Genomic DNA, 22,817 nt, shown 5'->3' on the forward strand with positions numbered 1-22,817 from the left:
CCAGTTACATCAGAACTGCAGTGCAGGGCAGCTGTCGTTCTCGTAGTAGCTGACAACGCTTACGTTGCCATCGATGATGTCGCGACGGGCACTTTCAATGGCCGAGCTCATTTCTTCGCTCACCAGTTCCGCGTTGTTTTCATCCATCGCAACGCCAACGCCATCTTGTGCAAGACCCATGGTGTAAACACCGGTCTGGACGTCTTCGCCAGCTTTCATGGCGTCATATACAGCAACGTCCACACGCTTGAGCATCGAGGTCAGGACCTTGCCCGGGTGCAGGTGGTTCTGGTTGCTATCGACACCGATTGACAGGATGCCTTCGTCGGCTGCGGTTTGCAGAACGCCAACACCGGTACCGCCCGCAGCGGCGTAAATCACGTCAGCACCCTGGCTGATCTGTGCTTTGGTCAACTCCGAGCCCTTCACCGGGTCGTTCCATGCTGCAGGGGTGGTGCCTGTCATATTGGCAACAACGTTGATGTCCGGGTTCACGGACTTCGCGCCTTGTGCATAACCACAACCAAAGTGACGGATCAGAGGGATATCCATACCACCGATAAAGCCCACCGTGCCGGATTGGGACGCCATCGCCGCCATCATGCCGACCAGGTATGATCCTTCATGTTCGGCAAATCCTATCTGGCGAATGTTCGGGGCTTCCAGCCAGGTCACGTCGACCGCAACGAATTTGGTATCCGGATAGTCACCTGCCACTGCAGCCAATGGATCGGCCATGGCGAAGCCCATTGTGATAATCGGGTTTGCGCCCGCTTCGGCAAAGCGGCGAAGCGCTTGTTCGCGCTGCGCTTCCGACTGAAGCTCGATCTCGCGATAGCTTTTGCCGGTCTGTTCCGCCCAACGCTGAGCGCCGTTATGCGCGGCTTCGTTGAACGATTTGTCGAACTTGCCACCCAGATCAAAGATAAGGGCCGGTTCTGCCATAGCAGCACCTGCTGTTAGTGCAACCGCAGCGGCTGCGCCCATCAAGGATTTCATAAATGTCATTTGTTACTCCCGTTGGCTGTTATCGGTCCGGGGCTTAATCCCCCGGTACCCACTCAGAGCGAGCATACCTGTTGTGATGGCGGGAATTGAAGCTGTTTGCAACAGCTTCGGTCAACACATTTTTGACCATATGGTCTAAAAAAGAGAATATTTTTCGCTCAAGGGGCGTTCCATGACGATCGCATCGGCGTTTGGGCCACTTTTGCGATGATAATAGGCTGCGCGATTGCCGCATGGCGTGTATCCGCTGGTTTGGTACAGAGATATCGCCGAATGGTTATCTGAGGCAACGTCCAGAAATGCACGGATTGCACCGAGTTCTCGTGCCTTGGCGTGCCAGTCTGCCATGATGCGCCGCGCCAGCCCGCGTCTTTGATAGTCTGGACGTGTCGCGATCGTGAGCAGCTCGGCCTCTTCGCCGATCACTTGAATGAGGGCGAAAGACCGTTTGTCGCCAACAACATGGGTAAAGCGATTGGCAATCAGATTGCTGAATTCTTCCGCGCTCCACGGGCGTGACTGTGTGAAGGCTGCGGCGTGGGTTTCTGCCATGTCCTGTGGTGTCATTCGTCCAAAAGCACCGGTGGTACATCGCTGGAGGGGGCCGCATCTGCAGGGCGGACATAAAGCGGAGCAGGTGGCGCTTGAACTGTCGTCCAACGACCAGCGGCCACCTGGGCGATCGCACGGGCCTGCTGTTCTGGGTCCTCGCAGAAATACAAGGGACCAATATCGTCAGCGGCATGACGTGAGGTCAGGTAAGGCGCGCGCCCCTTAGGTTGCACATAAACCTGATCGCGCGGTGCAGCTATCGCCGGGAGATGCCCGCCGGGCGCAGTTTCCGCAACTGCATCAAACCCCGACACCCCAACCGCCGGCACACCAAGCCCAAGCGCCAACCCGCGCGCGGCGGATACCGAGATACGGATGCCGGTGAAATTGCCGGGGCCGATTCCGACGGCGATCGCATCAAGGTGCCGCCATGTGCAATTGTTCCGGGTCAGGATTTCTTCAAGCAAGGGCATCAACCGTTCCGCCTGCCCACGAGTCATCGCCTCGGCGTGCGATGCGATAATCTTACCCTCTCGCAGCAAAGCGGCCGCGCAATGCGCGGCCGATGTATCGAATGCCAAAATCGTCGGTTCAGACGGCAACAGGGCGAACCTCGGTCACTTCGGGGATGTAGTGACGCAACAGGTTCTCGATCCCCATTTTCAGCGTTAGGGTCGAGGACGGACAGCCCGCGCAGGCTCCCTGCATGTGCAGATAAACAACGCCGCGGTCGAAGCCGTGGAAGGTGATGTCACCGCCGTCCTGAGCCACAGCAGGACGCACGCGGCTATCCAGCAGATCTTTGATCTGGTTGACAATCTCTGCATCTTCGCCGGTGTGTTCAGCGTGGCCCGAGGCGGTCTCTGCACCTGCGCCCATAACCGGTTGGCCGGACTGGTAATGCTCCATCACAGCGCCGAGAATTGCGGGCTTGATGTGATCCCACTGCACGTCATCAGATTTGGTTACCGTGACAAAATCGTTGCCGAAGAACACGCCTGTTACGCCGTTTACACCGAATATGCGTTTGGCGAGCGGTGATTTTTCTGCAGCGTCGGCGCTTGGAAAATCAGCGGTGCCTGCTTCCAGAACCGTCTGGCCGGGTAGGAATTTTAGTGTGGCCGGGTTGGGTGTGGATTCGGTTTGAATGAACATGGCGCGGCTCCGTCTAAGATGCACCTGATATGCGCGTCCGTGCGGGGGAAGTCAAGATTTGGAACCGTTCTAAATTGTGGCGGCGTAAGAAATCGCATCATCCAGACGATCATCACCCCAGAACAGCTCGTCCCCAATAACGAAACTCGGCGCACCAAAGATGTGTTTAGCCTTGGCCTGAGTAACTTGCTCGAACAAGGCAGCCTTGATCGCGGGGTCGCTTATCCGATCCATCAGATCAGTCGAAACGCCAGATTTGGTAAGGCACTCAGCCAGAACCGCCGGATTCGATATTTCACGACTGGAACCAAACTGTGCAGAATAGACAATGCGTACAAAGGCTGCCCGTTGATCAGCTGGTTCGATCGCCAGCGCTAGCCTTGCTGCTTTCAGGCTGTTTTGCGGAAATGGCTCAGGCCGCCGAAAAGGTAAATCGCGCGCGGCGCAAAGCCGTTCCATGTCCCGCCACATGTACCGACCTTTTGCAGGGTAGAGGTTGAACGGCGAGTTTTTCCATCCCTGTTCAGCAAAGATCGGCCCCAGAAGGAATGGGTGCCATTCTACGGCAACTCCATATTCCGAAGCCGCCTGCTGGATACGCATCGCGCTGAGATAAGAATAGGTCGATGCGAAGTCGAACCAGAACTGCAGCTTCGCGGACATAAATTCACCTCAGGTGATGGCTTCCAGCTTCTCTTTGCTCAGATCGCCGGGCACGATAGTAATAGGAATGGGCAAACTTCCAGAGTTCCGGGTCAGTTGTGTCACCAACGGTCCGGGGCCTTTTTTGTCAGTACCTGCACCCAGAACCAATACGCCGATCTCGGGATCGGATTGGACATGTTCAATGATTTCGGCCACCGGATCGCCTTCACGGATTGCCAATTCGGGCTCGACACCCTGTTTGTCGCGCATCCATTTGGCGAACACCTCGAAATGGGCGTGAATACGTTCACGCGCTTCTTCGCGCATCACCTCGGCAACACCGATCCAGTGGTTGAATTCGTCCGGTGGAATTACCGAAAGAACCGTAACCCCGCCGCCAGTATGTGCCGCACGCATAGCGGCAAAGCGCATGGCGTTCAGACATTCGCGGCTGTCGTCCAGAACGACTAGGAACTTGCGCATGTTTGTCCTCGTTTGTTTTCGGGATCATGCCTCACAGGGTAAGCAGTGGCAACTGAAACAGAAAAGGAGCAGATCAGCAATTGCTTGCAGCCCAATCCCAGTACATCTCGCGTGTGCGACGGGCGATTGGGCCCACCTGATACTGGGTGTCATCCAGCGCGGTGATTGGCGTCACTTTGCTCATGTTACCGCTCATGAACACTTCGTCCGCGTCGTGAAAGTCATCGAAACTCAGCACGGTTTCATGCACGGTTACCCCGTCGGCGCGCAGGTTTTTAATATGCCGCGCGCGTGTAATCCCGGCCAAGAATGTCCCATTGGGGATTGGAGTAAAAACCTCACCATCGCGCGCCATGAAGATATTTGCGGTCGCAGTCTCGGCCACATGCCCCATCGCGTCGGCCACAAGGGCGTTTGAAAAGCCCTTGCTGCGTGCCTCCTGCAACATCCGGGCATTGTTCGGATACAGGCACCCTGCCTTTGCGTTGACCACAGCGGATTCCAGAACAGGGCGGCGGAACCGAGTGGTTGTCAGCGTCGCCGAGGCGGTTTTGGGTGCCATTGGGATTTCTTCAAGACAGATGGCAAAGCCAGTGCTGTTTTCCTGAGGGACGATGGCGGTGTGATCCCCGTCGATGCCCCAATACATGGGGCGAATGTAAACGGCGGTGTCAGGTGCGTAACTTTGCAACCCTTCGTGAACCAGATCGACCATCTGTTCGGTTGTTACAGAAGGTGTCAGCATCAGCGCCTCGGCTGAACGGTTCACGCGGGCACAATGGGCATCCAGATCCGGGGTCATACCATCAAAGTACCGGGCTCCGTCAAACACCGATGAGCCCAGCCATGCGCCATGGTCAGCAGCGCGCATGATCGGTGCGTCCCCGTCATGCCATTGGCCGTTGAAATAGGTGCGGATGTTTTTGCCGACTGCCATTGCGCCCTCCCTCAAGCTTCGGGGAAACCTAGGTTGGGGCTGACGCAAGGTCCAGCAGATTATCCATGGTGCTGAGGCAGCGCTTCGCGTTTGACCATGGTGCGCAAAGCGAAGTTTGATCGTAGGTTTCGAATGCCCGAAATTTTCATAAGCCGGTTTTCCAGAAATGCATCAAACGCATTGAGGTCTTTGGCAACCACGCGCAGCAGAATGTCGCGTGATCCGGTCATAAGGTAGCATTCCATCACCTCGTCGCAGCGACGAATCGCCTTTTCGAAGGAATCGATGGCGTTGCGATCCTGTTTCTCCAACTCGACAGACACAAAGATTGTAACGCCGAATCCAAGCCGCTCGGGGTCGACCTGTGCGGCGTAGCCGGTGATAATCCCGTCCCGTTGCAGCCGATCCAAACGCCGTGCGCAGGGTGTCGGGGACAGCCCGACATGCTCCGCCAAATCGATGACAGTCATACGGCCATCGTTTTGAAGGGCGCGGATTATCTTGGAATCGATATCATCCATGGCGAAAAACTCCACAAAAGTTTTCAATCTTAGATGTTAGCACCAAAAATTTCCCTGATATAGTGACAAAAGGGTGAAAATCACTCGACGATAGGTGGCAAACTCTCGGAAGCACTCCGGAGGAGAAGAATGGACATCACCATCGTAGACGCGCCAGAGCACGAGCGCGTGGTCGAATTCAAAGATAACTCACTTGGTCTATTGGGCTACATCGCGATCCACTCAACGCAACGTGGCCCCGCTGCGGGCGGTGTGCGTATGCGCCCTTACGGCCACCCAGCCGAGGCCCTGGACGATGCTTTGCGACTGGCAAGGGGCATGACGTTCAAGAACGCCGCGGCTGATCTGCCGCTCGGGGGAGGCAAGGCTGTCATTATCGGGGATCCTCATGAGGATAAATCACCTGAACTTTTGCGGGCCTTTGGGCGCGTGATTCAAGGTTTGAACGGTCTGTACTGGACGGCAGAAGATATGGGTATGACGCCTGCAGATATGGCGCATATCGGGTCTGAAACCGAATTTGTGGCTGGGCTGGCGGAAGGTGAGTTCGCCAGCGGTGATCCGTCTCCGATAACGGCGCGCGGGATATTCAATGCTATCCGGGTGACAGCGCAGCACCGGTTTGGATTTTCTGGCCTGAAAGGCCTGACTGTATCGGTTCAGGGGCTTGGCCATGTAGGCGAGCATTTGTGCCAGTTGTTGCACGATTCTGGTGCGCAGTTAATCGTAACTGACATCGACACCCGGCAAGCGGCCCGCGTGGCCGAACGGTTTGCGGCACGGGTCGTTGCACCCGATGCGATCTACGGCGTTGAAGCGGATATCTTTGCGCCTTGTGCGATCGGCGGCATCCTGAACGAAACGAGTATTCCATTACTGAAAGTCGGCGCTGTGGCCGGAGGGGCAAATAATCAGTTGTCCAGCGATCGGGACGCGCAGTTGCTCCACGAGCGTGGCATTCTTTACGCCCCTGACTTCGTCGCCAATGGCGGTGGTATCGTGAATGTGGCGACGGAAATCCTGCGTGTCGCAGAGCGTGAAGCTTGGGTCGCCGGTAGGTTGCAGGCGCTGGAGCAGACGATGGATCGCATCCTGACACGGGCCAAAGCCGAAGCGGTCAGCCCGCACGAAGTTGCGGAATCCATCGTGCACGAGATGCTGAGCCTGCAGGCGGCATAAGAGCCGACGGAACGAAAAACGCCGCCCGAGAAAGGGCGGCGTTCTTTTTCGATTGCGATCGCGTGGTCAGGACTTGCCCGCGCCGACCATCCCTACAATCTCGTAGGTCTGCTGCAGAATCGGGGCCGCGATTGCACGTGCCCGTTCAGCACCTCGGGCGAGAATCTGATCAATCTCGGCCTCTTCGCCCATCAGGCGCGCCATTTCGGTTGAAATGGGTGAGAGTTTCGAGACCGCAAGTTCTGCCAACATTGGCTTGAACTCACCGAATTGCTTCCCGCCAACCTCAGCCAGCACTTGTGCGGCCGTCTGGTCGCTAAGCGCGGCATAGATATTCACCAGATTGCGCGCCTCGGGACGGTCTTCAAGGCCATCGACCTCCGACGGCAAAGCGTCCGGATCGGTCTTGGCTTTACGGATCTTCTTGGCGATGGCATCGGCATCATCGGTCATGTTGATCCGCGTCATATCAGACGGGTCTGACGACGACATCTTCCGGGACCCGTCACGCAGGTTCATCACACGGGGCGCAGGCCCACCGATGACCGGTTCGGTCACCGGAAAGAAATCGACGCCATAGTCATGGTTGAACTTGATTGCGATGTCGCGCGTCAGTTCCAGATGTTGCTTCTGGTCTTCACCAACAGGCACATGGGTCGCGTGATAGACCAGAATGTCTGCCGCCATCAGGGCAGGATAGGCGAACAGACCCAGCGAAGCATTCTGCGCATTCTTACCGGCCTTGTCCTTGAACTGTGTCATTCGCTGCATCCAGCCGATACGGGCGATGCAGTTGAAGATCCATGCCAGCTGTGTGTGCTCGGGCACCTGGCTCTGATTGAACAGGATGGATTTCTCGGGATCCAGACCAGCGGCAATGAACCCCGCGCAAACTTCGCGGGTCTTTTCACGCAGACGATCCGGATCTTGCCAGACAGTAATCGCGTGGAGGTCGACCATGCAGTAGACGGTCTCGTATTCCGGCCCCTGCATATCCACGAAACGTTTAAGTGCACCCAGGTAATTACCCAAGTGCAGGTTTCCTGAAGGCTGGATGCCGGAAAACACGCGCGGCGTGAATTGGGTCTCGGTCATCGAAGGAAACTCCTGTCTGGAAAAATCAGCCCCCGTCGCTTACCCATGAGGCCAAGGGACGTCAACAGCCGAGAAAGGCCAGCCCAATGAGCAGTGAGCATTATACACCGCCCGTGAACCCTCTGCCGCCGGTCGTGGTGGCGCTGGTTCTGTTCATCATCGGGATTGAACTGATCTTCTTGCTTGGCAGCAGGGGCTTGGTCGGAGGGCCGACTGCTGTTGGTTGGCGCTTGGATGCGTTGCAGCGATATACGTTTTCGCCCGATATATTCGATTGGATGGTCCAGAACGGGCGCTGGCCGTTCGAACACGCGATCCGCTTTGTCACATATCCCTTTGTTCAGGCCAATTTCACACAAGCTGTGTTCGTCTGCGTGTTTGTTCTGGCGATGGGGAAGATGGTGGCTGAGGTCTTTGGCAGCGTCGCCATGCTGATCATATTCGTCTTGTCCGGTGTCGGCGGAGCGTTGGCCTATGCAGTGCTGTTGAACCCGCCATATCCACTGGTTGGTGGGTTTCCTCCGGTCTACGGGCTAATCGGTGCGTTCACGTGGTTGCTATGGCGCAAGCTTTCTCTGGTGGGTGAAAACCAATCGCGCGCATTCAGCCTGATCGCGGTTCTTATGGGCATTCAGTTGCTGTTCGGTCTGATCTTCGGTGGGACCTCGGATTGGGTCGCCGATCTGGGCGGTTTTGCCACCGGGTTTGGTTTGTCTTTCTTTCTGGCTCCGGGTGGATGGGCGCGTATCCTCAGCAAAACCCGGCGGGATTGATGCGCCTTAGCTACGGCGCAGCGCTGTTCGGAATTCCGAAATCCTGAAGGCCCCCAAGAGGTGCCCCAAAAGGAAGTAGGCCACCGCCGCAGTTACAATGAGCACGATCAGCGCAAGGTAACGCCAGCCTGGTACGCCGAACGTCCAGCCGAAGAGGTTAATGGCCGTAAACAACACCACCCCCATGCCAGCCGATGCCGCCACGACCCGCCAGATCCGCTGTTTGAACCGGTCATCAAATCGGGCTTCGTCGCCCATTCTGCGCGCGCCGATTGCAAGCAGCGCAACCATGGCCCAGCCAGCAGTCGACGCTGCGATTGCGGGCGCAATCCACCCGAAAATGGGATAAAGCCCAAAGGCAAGCCCGGCATTCACCACCATTGCAACCACAGCGTATCGAAACGGTGATTTGGTATCCTCGCGGGCGAAGAACAACGGTTGCAGCAGCTTCTGCAGCATGAATGCGGGCAGCCCGATACCATAGATGGCCACGGCCAAGGCGGTCGCCGCTGTATCTTCGGCGCTGAACTGGCCGCGTTGGAACAGGACCGAGACCAACGGGCCGGGGATGATCATAAAGGCAACCGTTGAAGGCAAGGTCAGAAGCAGAGTAAACTCTCCGGCTCTTGAAAAGGCGTTGCGTGCTCCATCTTTGTCGTCTGCGCGCAGGCGGCGCGACAGGTCGGGTAACAGCACGATGCCGACGGCAATGCCAACCACTCCGAGCGGCAGTTGATACAAACGATCTGCGGCAAACAACCAACTGACTGCCTTTTCGGTTTTTGATGCCACAAGCTGTCCGACTACAAGATTGACTTGCGTTACGCCCATGGCCAGCGCCGCAGGAACCGCGATCCGCACCATGCGGCGCATTTCCGGGCTGAGCTTTGGCCGACCGAGCCGAATGCGAATTCCGGCGCGTTCAGTCGCAATCCAGACAAGCGCCAATTGCGCGATGCCTGCGACTGGGATGACCGCGATGAGCCAGCGTACGATTTCTCCACCAGATATCGCGCCAAAGATTAACGCGGAGCAGGCGAATATGTTCAGCAGCACAGGAGCGGCGGCTGCAGCGGCGAAGCGTCCGGTTGCGTTCAATACTCCGGAAAACAGCGCAGCGAGGGACATAAACAGGATGTAGGGGAACACGACGTAACCATAATCCAACGCCAGATCGAAGCGTTCATCACCATAGAATCCTTCGGCGGTTATCCAAACCAACGCGGGCATGAAGACCATCGCCAGACCGACTAGCGCCAACACCGCCACCGCCAACAGGTTAAACGCATCCTGTGCGAAACCTTCGGCGTCTTCGCCGCCTTCAAGGCGTTTTGAAAACATTGGAACAAAGGCTGCGTTGAATGCGCCCTCGGCAAAGAAGCGGCGGAACATATTGGGTAGTCGGAAGGCTGCGACGAAAGCGTCCATCACCGGTCCGGGCCCGATATAAGCGGTCAGCAGGATTTCCCGCAAAAAGCCCAGAATGCGGCTTGCCAAGGTCCAGAACCCAACGGTGAAAAAGCCCGAAATCAGGCGGATCGGCTTCATGATGCGGCCCGCTCGGCACCTTCGGTGATGGCCGCGCGCAGCTTGGCTTCCAACCCGCGTTGCTTGGCCTCAGAGTGGTATTTCAGGCCGAACATATCCTTGACATAGAACGTGTCGACCACCTGTTCTCCATAGGTGGCGATCACTGCGTTCGCGATATAGACATTGGCGGCTGCCATCGTGCGCGTCAAATCATATAGCAGTCCGGGCCGGTCGCGGGTGTCGACTTCGATGATCGTGTAAATCTCTGAACCTTCGTTGTCGAAGGTGATATGGGTCGGGACGTTGAAGGCGCGTTCGCGCTTCTTGATCTTGTCGCGGGATTTCAATGCGTCCCGTGCGACAACCTCACCCCTGAGTGTCTTGTGAATCATCTGGGTCAGCCGAGGCAGGCGCGTGGCCTCGAAGGGATGGCCCTCGGCGTCCTGAACCCAGAACGCATCAGTTACATATCCGTCTTTCGTCGTATAGCTGCGGGCATCAACCACGTTGGCTCCTACAAGGGCAAGTGCCCCCGCTATGCGAGAAAAAATACCCGGATGATCACCCATGGCAAAACACGCGCGGGTGGCGTCGCGATCCTCATCCGGATGCAGACGGATTTCTACGGCACCCGGATCGCCGCTGTCCTCCAGCGATTTCAACATTTCCGCGAATTCGACATGTGTCGAAAGGTTCAGTCCCTGCCAATACGGATCATAATGCCGCCCGGTTTCGGTTTTCAGGTCAGATTTGGACCAGTTTTCCAATTCGGCCCGCAACCGCTTTTTCGCCCCATCTCCACGATTGGCTCGGTTAAGCGCCTCCATCCCGGATTCCAGTGCGTGTTTGGTGTCAGCATGCAAAGCGCGCAGCAATGTAGCCTTCCAGTTGTTCCAGGTCGTTGGTCCGACACCGCGGATGTCACAGACTGTCAGCACCGTCAGCAAGTCCAGCCGTTTGACGGTTGCAACAGCTTTCGCGAAATCGCGGATTGTGCGCGGGTCTGAGATGTCGCGTTTTTGCGCCATATCGGACATCAGCAAGTGATAGCGTACAAGCCATTCGACGGTTTCAGAATCCGCCTTGCTCAGCCCCAATCGTGGTGCCACTTTGCGCGCGATTTGCGCACCCAGAATCGAATGATCTTCGGGGCGTCCTTTGCCGATGTCGTGCAGCAACAGAGCCACGTATAGAACCTTTCGGCTAACACCACCCTCCAGGATGGATGACGCCAAGGGCAGTTCCTCGATTAACTCTCCTCGCTCGATCTGCGCCAAATTGACAATGCACTGGATCGTATGCTCGTCCACCGTATAGCTGTGATACATATTGAACTGCATCATCGCCACGATGTGCTCAAACTCGGGCAAAAAGGCTGACAGAACCCCCAACTCGTTCATGCGTCGCAGGGCACGTTCGGGGTTGCCGTGTTTCAGCATCAGATCAAGAAAGATGCGCCGCGCCTCTTTGTCGTTGCGCATCTCATCGTCGATCAGGTTCAGGTTGGCCGTTACCAACCGCATTGCGTCGGGATGGATCAGCATACCCGTGCGCAAACCCTCTTCGAACAACCGTAACAGGTTGACCTTGTCTGACAGGAACGTGTCAGGGTCCGCGATATCCAGGCGGCCATGGACCACGCGGTAACCGGCCTTGACGCGGGGGCGACGGCGGAAAATACGTTCCAGCAAGGCCGCGCCCTTCATGTGCGAGGCTTCCAGTTTGGTCAGGAAAATCCGTGTCAATTCGCCCACACGGGTGGCTTCGCGGAAATAGCGTTGCATGAACACCTCGACGGCGCGCCGACCGGCGCGGTCTTGATATCCCATACGATCGGCCACCTCGACCTGCAGATCGAAGGTCAGTTGTTCCGTCGCGCGGCCCGTCACCAGATGCAAATGAGACCTGACGGCCCAGAGGAATTCTTCGGCTTGCGCGAACTCGTCAAACTCTTCGGGCGTAAAGAGGCCCATAGGGACCAGTTCGGCCACATCCGTTACGCCATAGATATATTTTGCGATCCAGTAGAGCGATTGCAGGTCGCGCAAGCCGCCCTTGCCCTCTTTGACATTGGGTTCGACCATATAGCGTTCACCCTGCTTCAGGTGCCGCTCATCGCGCTCTTTCAGCTTGGCTTCGATAAATTCCCGCTCGGTGCCTTTGAAAAGATCGGTCTTCAGGCGCGCTTCAAGTTCTTGCGCAAGGGGCTGATCCCCGACGAGATACCGTTGTTCCAGCATGGCGGTACGGATGGTGAAATCATCGGCCCCCAGACGCAGGCAATCTTTGATCGTGCGTGAAGAGTGACCGACCTTCAGCCGCAGATCCCAGAGAATATAGAGCATGGATTCGATCACGCTCTCGGCCCAGGCGGTGATTTTGTACGGCGTTAGAAAAAGCAGATCTACATCGGATGACGGGGCCATCTCACCCCGGCCATAACCTCCCACTGCCAGCACAGCGATTTTCTCGCCTTGCGTTGGATTTGCCAGCGGATGCAGATGCTCGCTGGCGATGCGCATTGCTGTCCCGACCATCTGATCCGTCAGATAGGTATAGGAATGCGTCAGCGGCAGTGCATCAAATGGGCGCTCGGCAAAGGCGTCCGCAATCGCCTTGCGGCCTGTCTTTTGCGCCTCTCGCAGAATGCGCACCGTCTCGGCGCGCAAGGCTGCGTTGTCCGAACTGATTTCAACAGCGGCGGACAGGTTGGCATTGACCTCGGCGTTGTTAAAAATCTCGTCAGCCGCGCAGATCAGATTGACATCGGGCGCAGAGCCCTGCGCCGGTCGATTAGAATCCGGCGCCAGAGAAGCTTTGTGGGGCAGGGTCAATCACAACCACCTGTTTGTTCTGGATCGTGGCAACAGCCAGACCGCGTTCGTTCGTACCGTTCGGCCGCAGGCGGAAAATACCGCCGACACCCTGAAAACCGGCGTTCTGGGTTAATGCTGCACCTGTCAACGCGTTCGATTTGCCCTGGCTAACCAAGGCTCCGATCGCAGCGATTCCGTCATAGGCAAGCCCGCTGATCGGGTGTGGTGCCTCACCGTAGGTGTTGTTGTAACGCTGGCGATACGCCTGTGCCTTTGCCGGATCGGGAAGTGCGAACCAGCCACCTTGTACGCCAGGCAATTCCAGCGTTTGGGCTGGAATGTCCCAACGTGTCAGGCCGATATACTGAGTTGTCGCAGGAGACACACCAGCCTCGGGCAACAACTGGCTGTAAAGCGGCAGCGCGCCTGCGGTTGTCGCGGTCAGGAAAATCGAATCTGCGCCGGTCGAATCGACCGTTGCTTTAATCGCCGAAACAGAATCGATCACGCCCTGCTGAGACCGGTCATATCCAACTGTGCCCGCATTGTTGACGCGGCTGTTGCTGAGCGCGGCAGCGATGGCAGACTGGCCTAGCTGGCCCGCTGAGTCATTGCTGTGCACAATGACAGTACTGTTTTTACCCTGCTGTCCGGCGTAGTTCACCAGTCTGTTGGCCGTGTTCTGGAAAGTGGGGCCAAGCACATAGACATTGCCGCCCGCAATGCTGGTGTTGTTCGAGAAGGACAGCACGTTCACATTGTTGTTTAGCACCGCAAGTCCTGCCGCGTTTGCGGCTTGTGCGTACACTGGCCCAAGAATGATCTTGGCCCCGTCCGCTACAGCTTGCTGTGCAACCGCCGAGGCCGTTCCGGCATTGCCGGCCGTGTCGTAGACGCGCAGATCAATCTTGACGTTCGGCAAATCCGCGATAGCCAGCCGCGCTGCGTTCTCAAGGCTACGGGCAAGGGCCGCATCGCCAGACTGAGGTGATCCGCTTGGGACCAACAGGGCCACCGGAACCGGGTCAGAGGTGTCGATCGAGGGGCCTCCGCTGATGCCGCCGACTTCACAGGCGGCCAGAAAAGCGGCCGTGGCCAGTACTATGGCGGATTTCGCCAGTTTGCGTGCGGGCTTGCAAACGGTAAACATCTAAAAGAAAACTCCCTGATCCGGCGTCTGAGGGCACCTTGGTCTATTGAACCGCGATAATAAACGTCACGCTGTGAGGGTCCAGCTTTGAATTTCCAAAAGATCAGATTGGCCGCTGGGCTGTACTTTATTGCCACCCCAATCGGGACGGCACGCGATATTACGCTCAGGGCGCTCGATGTTTTGGCCTCGGCGGACATGATTGCTGCCGAAGATACACGCAGCTTGCGACGTTTGATGGAAATCCATGGCGTGCCGCTCGAAGGGCGCCGTATATTGGCCTATCACGATCACAGCGGCGCGGGCGCGCGGGGCAAAATACTTGAGGCGCTGGAACAAGGGCAATCGGTGGCTTACGCGTCCGAGGCGGGAATGCCGCTGATCGCCGATCCCGGCTATGATTTGGGCCGTCAGGCGGCTGAGGCTGGGCACAACGTGACATGTGCTCCGGGACCGTCTGCTGTTTTGACGGCGCTGACATTGGCGGGGCTTCCCACGGATGCATTTTTCTTTGCCGGGTTCTTGCCCAATGCCTCTGGCGCACGGCGTTCACGAATCGAATCCCTGCGCAGCGTCCCCGGAACGCTTGTCTTCTATGAATCACCGAAGCGCGTGGCTGCCTGCCTCTCTGATCTCGCGGATATTTTGGGTGGAGACCGACAGGCGGCCCTGTGCCGTGAACTCACCAAAAAGTTTGAAGAAACTCGCCGAGGGACGCTCGCTGATCTGGCAACAGAGTACGAGGGCTTATCGGTTAAGGGCGAGGTGGTTCTGCTTGTGGATCGCGCCCATTCGCAATCTGTTAAGGACTCTGACGTAGAAGAGGCATTGATAAAAGCTTTGCAAACGCATTCGGTGCGTGATGCGGCAGATTTGGTGTCAGAGATGTTCAGCCTGCCGCGCCGCCCGATCTATCAGATGGCTCTGAAGCTGGGAAAGGGATGATATGGCACAGAGATCCGTTCGGGGTTCTGTATCTTATCACGCTGGACAATCCGCCGAACTTTGCGTGGCCGCCGAATACGTGCGCCGGGGTTATTCAATCGCAAGACGCAGGTGGCGCGGTGCTGGCGGTGAAATAGATCTGATCGCGCGCAACGCAGATGGGTTGGTCTTCATTGAGGTTAAGAAAAGCCGTAGTTTTGACCGTGCAGCCGCTCGGATTAGTCGCCGACAGATGGATCGAATTTGCGCATCCGCTGCCCAGTTTCTTGAACAGGAGCCTGCTGGTCAGCTGACGAATACTCGGTTTGATGCGGCACTGGTTGATGACACTGGAACTGTTCAAATCATCGAAAACGCCTTTGGTTTGGACTGACCCCCATTGAACCCGTCAAGCCTCTGCGCCATGTATCGAGCGTGGAATTGAGGGATACACCATGAAGATCGCCTTTCAGATGGACCCAATCGGGGCCGTGGATATCAACGCCGACAGCTCTTTCCGTCTGGCAGAAGAGGCTCAGGCGCGCGGCCACCAGCTGTTTTATTATGGCCCGGATCAATTGGCTTACCAGGAAGGCAAGATCACGGCGCGCGGCCATGACATGACGGTGCAACGAGTCGCTGGGAACCCGGCAGTGTTGGGCCCTGAGTGTGAAGTGGACCTTGCTGAATTTGATGTCGTCTGGCTGCGCCAAGACCCCCCGTTTGACATGCACTACATCACCTCGACCCATTTGCTTGACCGGCTAAAGGGGCAGGCCCTGGTGGTTAACGATCCGTTTTGGGTGCGAAACTATCCCGAAAAGCTGCTGGTTCTGGATTTCCCTGAACTGACTCCGCCCACCACGATTGCGCGGGATTTGCGAACCATCAAGGCGTTCAAGGAAAAGCATGGCGATATCATCCTCAAGCCGCTTTACGGCAACGGAGGTGCTGGCGTATTCCGTCTTGATGCGAATGACCGCAACCTGACGTCGCTGCATGAGCTGTTCACCGGCTTTTCTCGTGAGCCTCTGATCGCGCAGAAATTCCTGCCCGATGTGCGCAATGGCGACAAGCGGGTCATACTTGTCGATGGTGAGCCGGTGGGCGCCATCAACCGCGTTCCGGCTGAGGGCGAGACCCGCTCGAACATGCATGTGGGCGGGCGCCCCGAGAAAATCGGCCTGTCCGAGCGAGATATGGAAATCTGCGCTGCGATTGGACCGTTATTGAAGGAACGTGGTCAGATCTTTGTGGGGATCGATGTAATTGGCGACTACCTGACCGAGATCAACGTGACCTCACCCACTGGTATTCAGGAGCTTGAGCGGTTCAATGGCGTGAACATCGCCGAGAAAATCTGGCAAGCGATTGAGGCGAAACTTTAAGCTCCTGCTTTGGCGCTGATGCGAAAGCTCAGCGCCTCGGCGACATGGGGGCGGCGCACATCCGGCTCACCTTCGAGATCGGCAATGGTGCGGGCCACGCGTAGGATGCGGTGAAAGGCGCGGGCCGACTGGCCAAAGCGTTCCGCGGCTTTCAGTAATAGTTCTTTGCCCTGGGCATCAGGGGCGGCGATTTCTTCCAGCATATTGCCTTCGACATCTGCGTTTTGACGGGTATTTGGCGTGTCGCGAAAGCGATCTGCTTGTATGGCGCGCGCCGCTTCAACCCGCTCTGCGACGTTCGCAGAGCTGTCGCCAGTAGGCGGCAGGTCGAGATCGGTAAATCCGACCGGAGGGACTTCGATGCGCAGATCGAACCGGTCCATCAACGGCCCTGAGATACGCCCCAAGTAATCCTCACCACAGACCGGCGCGCGTGAACAGGCGCGGGATGGGTCCGTCAGGTATCCGCATTTGCACGGGTTCGCGGCGGCTACCAGCATAAAGCGGCATGGGTATTTCACATGGGCGTTGGCGCGGGCGACCATTACCTTGCCGGTTTCAATAGGTTGGCGCAGGGTTTCTAAAACTGTGCGCGGAAATTCGGGAAACTCGTCCATGAACAGGACGCCGTTATGCGCCAGTGAAATCTCACCGGGTTTCGCGCCTTTGCCACCGCCCACGATCGCGGCCATCGAAGCGGTATGGTGCGGCTCGCGAAACGGTCTGGCGCGGCTGATGCCACCTTCGTCCAGTAAGCCGCAAAGCGACTGGATCATCGATGTCTCTAAAGCTTCGACCGGGCTCAGAGGCGGCAAAATACTCGGCAGACGCGCCGCCAGCATGGATTTGCCGGAACCCGGTGTCCCGATCATGATCAAATGATGCCGCCCGGCTGCGGCGATTTCCAAGGCGCGTTTGGCGCGCTCTTGCCCCTTCACGTCCCGCAGGTCCCGTGCGTTGGGTGATAGTTTCACTTCGCCCGGTGTCGCAGCGGGCAGCGCAGACTGACCGGTAAAGTGCCTTACTACATCCCCCAACGAGCCCGCTCCGATCACCTGCGTGGCATCCACCCACGCGGCTTCGGCGCTCGAGGCGCTGGGACAAAGCAAGCTGCGATCATCGGCGGCTGCTGTCATGGCAGCGGGCAGCGCGCCGACGACGGGTACCAGAGAACCATCCAAAGACAACTCGCCCAACGCGACAGCGCCCTCGGCAGCATCCGCTGGGATGATTTCCAACGCAGTCAACAAAGCGACGGCGATAGGCAGGTCGAAATGGCTGCCCTCTTTGGGCAGATCGGCAGGCGAAAGGTTAATCGTGATCCGTTTCGACGGCAGCGCGATCGCCATCGAACTTAGCGCGCTGCGAACCCGGTCCCGTGCTTCGGAGACTGCCTTGTCAGGCAATCCCACGATGGAAAAGGCCGGAAGGCCCGGTGAGACGGCGCATTGCACCTCGACCGGGCGGGCATCGACTCCTTGAAAGGCAACAGTGTGGGCGCGGGCGACCATGGCAATCCTGTTCTTGGTTAACAGGACGTTGCTGCCATGGCTGCAGTTTAAGAATCGTTAACGTCAGCAACCATCGCCGTAAATTTCGGCCACGCCTCAGGGTCGGCAATGGTCTTGTCTCGGCAAAACGGATTACAAAAGCCCCAAATCTTGCCATCGAGTTCCAGATAGTCTTGCACAGGCTTGCCGGAATAGGGGCAGGCTGTGTTGACCGAGGGGCCGTTGCTGACCGCCAATACCCCTGAATCCCCGCCAATTGGCCAACTGTGTGCGGGAAGGTCTTGCGGATACGGGAAGGGCTCATACGCGACCGTCATGCCCATGGCGCGCCATTGTCGAACTGCGATATCCGAGAGCAGGTGCATGCAGTATGCGCGATTGTCTTCGGAGACTGGCAGTCCGTAGCCAATAATTCGCGCAGCGACCGGCGTGTAGAAAACATCAGCCAGAGAATAGGCACCAAACAGCGGGCCCGACGCGGCGCCAGAGACCTTCCGTGCATGGGCCCAGAGGGTTTCGATCCGCTGCAAATCAGTCATCGTTTCAGGTGAAGGTTTGAACCCTTCCCAGCAATGTTTCAACTGCATGGGGCATTGCCCCCGTAGCGCTGTGAAACCGGCAACCATTTCAGCACAAAGCCACCGGGCTGTGGCGCGGGCGGAGCGGTCTGACGGCCAAAGCCCTGCTTCGGGATGGCGTTCTGCCAATGTCTCTGCCATCGCGAGGCTTTCGCCGACCACGGTTCCATCTGGAAGACGCAGCGCAGGAACAAGGCGCGCCGGGCCCAGTGGTTCCATATCTGCCGCCATGGTGCCGGAATAAAGGCCAATCATGTGGGTGCGGTATGGCAGGCCGAATTTTTCAAGCATTAGCCATCCGCGCATGGACCAGCTGGAGAACAACCGGTCACCGATAAAGAGATCATATGTCATACAGCAACGATGTCGGACAGAGACGCGTCGGTAAATCAGAGATTTGTGCGCACACTTATCACGGTCGGTGATTAATCCGACCTACGGTCCAACCATCGTTATGGCGCGTGATCTCGGTGACGGACAGGTTGTCGATGCGGTGACCAAACGCGTGTTGGGCGTCTACGTCCAGAGCGCGTTGGACCTGAGTCAGGATCACTCCGAAATGGGCGACCAGGACTAGGTCACATCCGGTATGGGCCGCGATCAGGGTGTCGACGACCCTATCGACACGCGCGCGGACCTCATTCCAGCTTTCCCCGTTTGGAGGCCTGACCTCGCCCGGATTATCCCAGTAGGCAAAGCAAAGCTCGGGATCTTCCGCCTCGATCTCGGCGAAGGGGCGCATCTCCCAGTTGCCGAAATTAATTTCGCGCAGATCGCGGTGGTGCGGAAGGCGGAGTCGCGTGCCTTGAATGGCGCTGGCCGTATCGCTGGCGCGTGACAAGTCTGATGAGATTACGACGGCATTGGAAGGCAGATGCGCATCAAGCCGTGCAATCGCGGCCTTATCACTCAAGTCGGCAGGAAGGTCGGACCAGCCTACCATAGTTTTAGCATGGGTGGGGCCGTGCCGTACCAAATGCAGGCGCGTCATAGGGGTTGCCCTTTGAGAACCAGCGGCAGCCCGGCCGTAACCTGCACCACCCGCTCTGCCTGCGCAGCCAGAGCGATGTTCAGCCGTCCCTGCGCCTCGCGGAATCGACGGGACAAGGCGTTGTCGGGGACGATCCCGTGGCCGACTTCGTTTGATACCACGACGATCTGGGCGGCACAGGTCTTCATCGCCTCAAGCAGTCCGGCCTGTGCTTCCTCTAGGTTATTCTCTGCCAGCAGGTGATTTGTCAGCCACATGGTTGCACAATCGATCAGGCAAATCTGATCATTTGTCAGCTTGGCGAGTTCCGGCGATAGATCAAATGGCGCTTCGATCGTCGTCCACCCGCTGCCGCGTTGTGCAATATGTTGCCTGATTTTTAAGCGCATCTCATCATCAAACACTTGTGATGTCGCAAGGTAAACGCGGTTTTTCCCAGTTGAAACAGCAAGTTGCTCCGCAAAAGCAGATTTTCCGGATGCCGCCCCGCCCAAGATAAAGGTTAAATCGGCATGCACTTTTATTACCTTTCTGGTGATCCACCCGGTTTTGTCCTGCGTATCGACCACAAGTCGGCAAGGCAAGCCCGGCCCATCGCCTGTGATAAAAGGGGAGAATTGCATGGCACTCGACAACGCACATGATTTTTCGATGTCCCGGCAGGCAATGAAGGCCGAGCTCCTGGATGCGGAGACTGAATTGAAACTGGCCTATGCCTGGCGCGACGAACGCGATGAGCAGGCGCTGCATCGCCTCATTACGGCTTATATGCGGCTGGCGATATCAATGGCGGCGAAATTCAAACGCTACGGCGCGCCGATGAATGATCTGATTCAGGAGGCGGGACTGGGCTTGATGAAAGCCGCCGACAAGTTCGATCCGGATCGGGGTGTGCGGTTTTCAACGTATGCAGTGTGGTGGATCAAGGCCAGCATTCAGGATTACGTGATGCGCAATTGGTCGATGGTGCGCACTGGTTCGACCTCTTCCCAGAAATCGCTGTTCTTCAACATGCGTCGGGTACAGGCGCGTCTGGAGCGCGAAGCCGCGACCGAGGGGCTGGAGCTGGATCGCCATCAGTTGCATCAGAAGATTGCCGCCGAAATCGGAGTCCCGCTGCGTGATGTCGAGATGATGGAAGGCCGTCTGGCAGGGTCCGATTTCTCGCTGAATGCGGTGCAGTCTGCAGATGAGGACGGGCGCGAGTGGATTGATGCGCTGGAAGATGACAGCGAACAAGCCGCCGAGGTAGTAGAGAACAGCCACGACAACCAGCAACTGCGCGAATGGCTGGTGGCGGCGATGCAAGCTTTGAACGATCGCGAGCGGTTTATCGTCCGCGAAAGAAAACTGCGTGAGCCTGCCCGGACGCTGGAAAGTCTTGGGAAAGAGCTTGGCCTGTCGAAAGAGCGTGTGCGCCAGCTCGAGGCGGCAGCATTCACAAAGATGCGCAAGAACCTTGAAGCGCAATCGCGCGAGGTGCAACACTTCTTCGCATGAAACCTCTTGCGATTCTTACAGCTTTTGTGTTGCTCGCCACTTTGCCTCAAACGGTTCGAGCTGCTGAATTTATCCCTCAGGACGTGTTGGCCGACATGCGGGCCGCGGATGTCGTCATTCTGGGCGAGATACATGACAACCCTCAGCATCATCTGGTCCAAGCCGAAGCAGTTGAAGCAATCACGCCCACGGCGGTTGTCTGGGAGATGGTGACCGAAGAAGGTGCTCAGCGGTTGGCTCAAAAAGCGGCAACCAATCCCGAGGAGCTGTCCCGAATTCTGCGCTGGGCAGAATCCGGCTGGCCGCCTCTCAGAATGTACTACCCCATTTTTCAGGCCGCGGATGTGCCGGTGTATGGCGCGATGGTTCCGCGTGAGGCGGCCCGCGCTGCTATGGAACGCGGCGCGGCCACAGCGTTGGGGGCTGATGCGGCCAGATATGGATTGACGGTACCCCTGTCGGATGAAGATCAAGCCGCACGCGAGGCTGATCAACTGGCGGCACATTGCGACGCATTGCCCGCTGAAGTTCTACCGCAGATGGTAGCCATTCAACGTCTGAGGGACGCTGTGTTGACCCGAGCCATTCTGCGCGCCACCGACGAAACTGGCGGGCCTGTCGCGGTCATCACTGGCAATGGCCATGCCCGTAAGGATCGCGGAATTCCGACTTTTCTGTCGCGACTAAGCCCCGGTTTGAAGGTCTTTGTACTTGGACAATCGGAAGATGGGGTCGTGAGCGGGGATTTTGATGCTGTTATCGATAGCCCCACAGTCGAGCGAGAAGACCCCTGCAAAGCCTTTGAGGTGCAGAATTAACTGCTGGAACTGCCCGCCAGCGTTGCCTAATGTCAGGGCCGACCGGGACGGGAAGGGCGAGCCATGCTGTCATCGAAACGTATTTTGCTGATTATCGGCGGTGGGATTGCGGCCTACAAGTCGCTGGACCTGATCCGGCGGTTGCGGGAACGTGGTGCGGCGGTCACGCCGGTTTTGACGCGTGCTGCCGAAGAATTCGTAACTCCGTTATCCGTGTCTGCCCTGGCCGGTGAAAAGGTCTATCGAGATCTCTTTGATCTGACCGATGAAGCGGAGATGGGTCATATTCAGCTTTCCCGTTCGGCTGATCTGATCGTGGTTGCTCCGGCAACGGCCGATCTGATGGGTAAGATGGCAGGCGGGTTAGCTAATGATCTGGCCTCGACCCTTTTGATGGCGACCGATACGCCGGTTCTGTGTGCGCCTGCGATGAATGTCCGCATGTGGGAGCATCCCGCAACCCGGCGTAACCATGCGCAACTGGAAGCAGACGGCGTGCGTTTTGTCGGCCCGAACGAAGGCGATATGGCTTGCGGTGAATACGGTCCGGGCCGCATGTCGGAGCCACTTGAAATTGTCGCGGCGATTGAGGCGCAGTTCGGGGATGGGCCTTTGGCTGGCAAACGTATTCTGGTGACATCGGGTCCGACACATGAACCAATTGATCCGGTACGATACATCGCCAACCGATCATCGGGCGCGCAGGGAACAGCTGTTGCACGCGCGCTATCTGCATTGGGGGCCGATGTTACATTTGTTACGGGTCCGGCTGACGTGCCTCCGCCAGACGGCATAAAGGTCGTGCGTGTAGAGACCGCGCTGCAAATGTCGGATGCGGTCGACGCGGCGCTTCCGGTGGATGCGGGGGTATTTGCAGCTGCAGTGGCCGATTGGCGGGTATCCAGTGCCTCGGACCGGAAGCTGAAGAAAAGCCGCGACGGGGTGCCCGCGCTAGAGTTTGCCGAGAATCCCGACATTTTGAAGCGCATCGCGCGAATGGGAAGTGGCAGGCCCGATTTGGTGGTGGGTTTTGCCGCCGAAACAGACAACGTGATCGAACATGCTACGGCCAAACGTGCCCGCAAGGGATGTGACTGGATCGTTGCGAATGATGTCAGCCCCGCGACAGGTATCATGGGCGGTTCTGAGAATGCGGTGATCCTGATCTCAGAGCAAGGTGCCGAAGAATGGCCGCGTATGGGCAAGGATGATGTGGCAAAGCGGTTAGCAGCCAAGATCGCCGGCGCGTTGACCAGATAGCAG

General features: G+C 57.5%; 24 protein-coding genes. 8 read left to right on the plus strand and 16 right to left on the minus strand.

The annotated features are described in order from the left end of the window. Positions 1–9 precede the first annotated feature (9 nt). The 8 genes from ACR0BI_RS16520 to ACR0BI_RS16555 form a co-directional block, all read right to left on the minus strand. A complete protein-coding gene (locus tag ACR0BI_RS16520) occupies positions 10–1,008 on the minus strand; it encodes a BMP family lipoprotein (RefSeq protein ID WP_170395841.1) in 999 nt (332 codons plus the stop codon). Between the two features lie 135 nt (positions 1,009–1,143). Then, the gene (locus tag ACR0BI_RS16525) at positions 1,144–1,560 is read right to left on the minus strand and encodes a GNAT family N-acetyltransferase (protein ID WP_480587241.1); all 417 of its coding nucleotides are present in this window, start codon (positions 1,558–1,560) and stop codon (positions 1,144–1,146) included. 11 nt (positions 1,561–1,571) lie between these two features. Next, positions 1,572–2,162: a tRNA (adenosine(37)-N6)-threonylcarbamoyltransferase complex dimerization subunit type 1 TsaB gene (gene tsaB / locus ACR0BI_RS16530; protein ID WP_480562811.1), complete on the minus strand. Its 591-nt coding sequence runs from the start codon at positions 2,160–2,162 to the stop codon at positions 1,572–1,574. After that, complete coding sequence (locus tag ACR0BI_RS16535) at positions 2,152–2,715, minus strand: NifU family protein (RefSeq protein WP_170395847.1); 564 nt, start codon at positions 2,713–2,715, stop codon at positions 2,152–2,154. Before ACR0BI_RS16535 ends, tsaB begins: the two co-directional genes overlap by 11 nt. Positions 2,716–2,784: 69 nt before the next feature. Beyond that, on the minus strand, positions 2,785–3,378 hold the full coding sequence (locus tag ACR0BI_RS16540; RefSeq protein ID WP_170647107.1) for a 2-hydroxychromene-2-carboxylate isomerase: 594 nt from the start codon (positions 3,376–3,378) through the stop codon (positions 2,785–2,787). Between the two features lie 9 nt (positions 3,379–3,387). Beyond that, on the minus strand, positions 3,388–3,843 hold the full coding sequence (locus tag ACR0BI_RS16545) for a universal stress protein (RefSeq protein ID WP_074736907.1): 456 nt from the start codon (positions 3,841–3,843) through the stop codon (positions 3,388–3,390). A gap of 73 nt (positions 3,844–3,916) precedes the next feature. Then, a complete protein-coding gene (locus ACR0BI_RS16550; protein ID WP_170423749.1) occupies positions 3,917–4,780 on the minus strand; it encodes a branched-chain amino acid aminotransferase in 864 nt (287 codons plus the stop codon). 59 nt (positions 4,781–4,839) lie between these two features. Next, positions 4,840–5,301 carry an Lrp/AsnC family transcriptional regulator gene (locus ACR0BI_RS16555; RefSeq protein WP_170423751.1) on the minus strand — a complete coding sequence of 154 codons (462 nt, stop codon included), beginning with the start codon at positions 5,299–5,301 and terminating at the stop codon, positions 4,840–4,842. A 129-nt stretch (positions 5,302–5,430) separates the two neighbouring features. Here ACR0BI_RS16555 and ACR0BI_RS16560 point away from each other — a divergent pair, with 129 nt between their 5' ends. Beyond that, positions 5,431–6,480, plus strand: a complete 1,050-nt coding sequence (locus tag ACR0BI_RS16560; protein WP_170818609.1) for a Glu/Leu/Phe/Val dehydrogenase — start codon at positions 5,431–5,433, stop codon at positions 6,478–6,480. Between the two features lie 66 nt (positions 6,481–6,546). Here the strand turns inward: ACR0BI_RS16560 and trpS are convergent, their stop codons facing one another. Next, positions 6,547–7,575, minus strand: coding sequence for a tryptophan--tRNA ligase (gene trpS / locus ACR0BI_RS16565; RefSeq protein WP_170423755.1), 1,029 nt, complete (start codon positions 7,573–7,575; stop codon positions 6,547–6,549). Positions 7,576–7,661: 86 nt separating this feature from the next. On the opposite strand from trpS, the gene ACR0BI_RS16570 reads away from it, so the two are divergent. Next, positions 7,662–8,348 (plus strand): rhomboid family intramembrane serine protease, encoded by a 687-nt coding sequence (locus ACR0BI_RS16570; protein WP_480562812.1) that lies wholly within the window; start codon positions 7,662–7,664, stop codon positions 8,346–8,348. A 6-nt stretch (positions 8,349–8,354) separates the two neighbouring features. On the opposite strand, the gene murJ is transcribed toward ACR0BI_RS16570, so the two are convergent. The 3 genes from murJ to ACR0BI_RS16585 are packed head-to-tail and all read right to left on the minus strand — an operon-like array spanning position 8,355 to position 13,844. Next, complete coding sequence (murJ, locus tag ACR0BI_RS16575; RefSeq protein WP_480562813.1) at positions 8,355–9,896, minus strand: murein biosynthesis integral membrane protein MurJ; 1,542 nt, start codon at positions 9,894–9,896, stop codon at positions 8,355–8,357. After that, entirely contained in the window at positions 9,893–12,712 is a 2,820-nt protein-coding gene (locus ACR0BI_RS16580) for a [protein-PII] uridylyltransferase (RefSeq protein ID WP_170395863.1), read from the minus strand. Before ACR0BI_RS16580 ends, murJ begins: the two co-directional genes overlap by 4 nt. Next, on the minus strand, positions 12,672–13,844 hold the full coding sequence (locus ACR0BI_RS16585) for a penicillin-binding protein activator (protein WP_170395865.1): 1,173 nt from the start codon (positions 13,842–13,844) through the stop codon (positions 12,672–12,674). Before ACR0BI_RS16585 ends, ACR0BI_RS16580 begins: the two co-directional genes overlap by 41 nt. Positions 13,845–13,931: 87 nt before the next feature. Here ACR0BI_RS16585 and rsmI point away from each other — a divergent pair, with 87 nt between their 5' ends. The 3 genes from rsmI to gshB all read left to right on the plus strand — a co-directional run bounded on the left by rsmI (position 13,932) and on the right by gshB (position 16,156). Beyond that, on the plus strand, positions 13,932–14,789 hold the full coding sequence (gene rsmI, locus ACR0BI_RS16590; protein WP_170395867.1) for a 16S rRNA (cytidine(1402)-2'-O)-methyltransferase: 858 nt from the start codon (positions 13,932–13,934) through the stop codon (positions 14,787–14,789). A 1-nt stretch (position 14,790) separates the two neighbouring features. Further along, on the plus strand, positions 14,791–15,162 hold the full coding sequence (locus tag ACR0BI_RS16595; protein ID WP_170395869.1) for a YraN family protein: 372 nt from the start codon (positions 14,791–14,793) through the stop codon (positions 15,160–15,162). A gap of 61 nt (positions 15,163–15,223) precedes the next feature. Beyond that, positions 15,224–16,156 carry a glutathione synthase gene (gshB, locus tag ACR0BI_RS16600; protein ID WP_170395871.1) on the plus strand — a complete coding sequence of 311 codons (933 nt, stop codon included), beginning with the start codon at positions 15,224–15,226 and terminating at the stop codon, positions 16,154–16,156. On the opposite strand, the gene ACR0BI_RS16605 is transcribed toward gshB, so the two are convergent. Genes ACR0BI_RS16605 through cobU form a run of 4 tightly spaced genes read right to left on the minus strand, consistent with a single transcriptional unit; the run spans position 16,153 to position 19,754 of the window. Next, on the minus strand, positions 16,153–17,667 hold the full coding sequence (locus tag ACR0BI_RS16605; protein ID WP_480562814.1) for a YifB family Mg chelatase-like AAA ATPase: 1,515 nt from the start codon (positions 17,665–17,667) through the stop codon (positions 16,153–16,155). The two genes, gshB and ACR0BI_RS16605, sit on opposite strands and share 4 nt — an antisense overlap. Positions 17,668–17,714: 47 nt before the next feature. Then, complete coding sequence (locus ACR0BI_RS16610) at positions 17,715–18,599, minus strand: glutathione S-transferase N-terminal domain-containing protein (protein ID WP_480562815.1); 885 nt, start codon at positions 18,597–18,599, stop codon at positions 17,715–17,717. A gap of 58 nt (positions 18,600–18,657) precedes the next feature. After that, a complete protein-coding gene (locus ACR0BI_RS16615; protein WP_170408306.1) occupies positions 18,658–19,236 on the minus strand; it encodes a histidine phosphatase family protein in 579 nt (192 codons plus the stop codon). Continuing rightward, a complete protein-coding gene (gene cobU / locus ACR0BI_RS16620) occupies positions 19,233–19,754 on the minus strand; it encodes a bifunctional adenosylcobinamide kinase/adenosylcobinamide-phosphate guanylyltransferase (protein WP_480562825.1) in 522 nt (173 codons plus the stop codon). Before cobU ends, ACR0BI_RS16615 begins: the two co-directional genes overlap by 4 nt. A 103-nt stretch (positions 19,755–19,857) precedes the next feature. Here cobU and ACR0BI_RS16625 point away from each other — a divergent pair, with 103 nt between their 5' ends. From ACR0BI_RS16625 to coaBC, 3 genes are all read left to right on the plus strand, one after another. Next, a complete protein-coding gene (locus tag ACR0BI_RS16625) occupies positions 19,858–20,736 on the plus strand; it encodes an RNA polymerase factor sigma-32 (protein ID WP_170423772.1) in 879 nt (292 codons plus the stop codon). Continuing rightward, positions 20,733–21,554 (plus strand): ChaN family lipoprotein, encoded by an 822-nt coding sequence (locus ACR0BI_RS16630; RefSeq protein ID WP_480562816.1) that lies wholly within the window; start codon positions 20,733–20,735, stop codon positions 21,552–21,554. The genes ACR0BI_RS16625 and ACR0BI_RS16630 overlap by 4 nt, the downstream gene beginning before the upstream one ends. Before the next feature lie 63 nt (positions 21,555–21,617). Further along, on the plus strand, positions 21,618–22,814 hold the full coding sequence (gene coaBC, locus ACR0BI_RS16635; RefSeq protein ID WP_170423774.1) for a bifunctional phosphopantothenoylcysteine decarboxylase/phosphopantothenate--cysteine ligase CoaBC: 1,197 nt from the start codon (positions 21,618–21,620) through the stop codon (positions 22,812–22,814). The last annotated feature ends 3 nt before the right edge of the window (positions 22,815–22,817 follow it).

This window comes from Ruegeria sp. E5 (assembly GCF_056534105.1).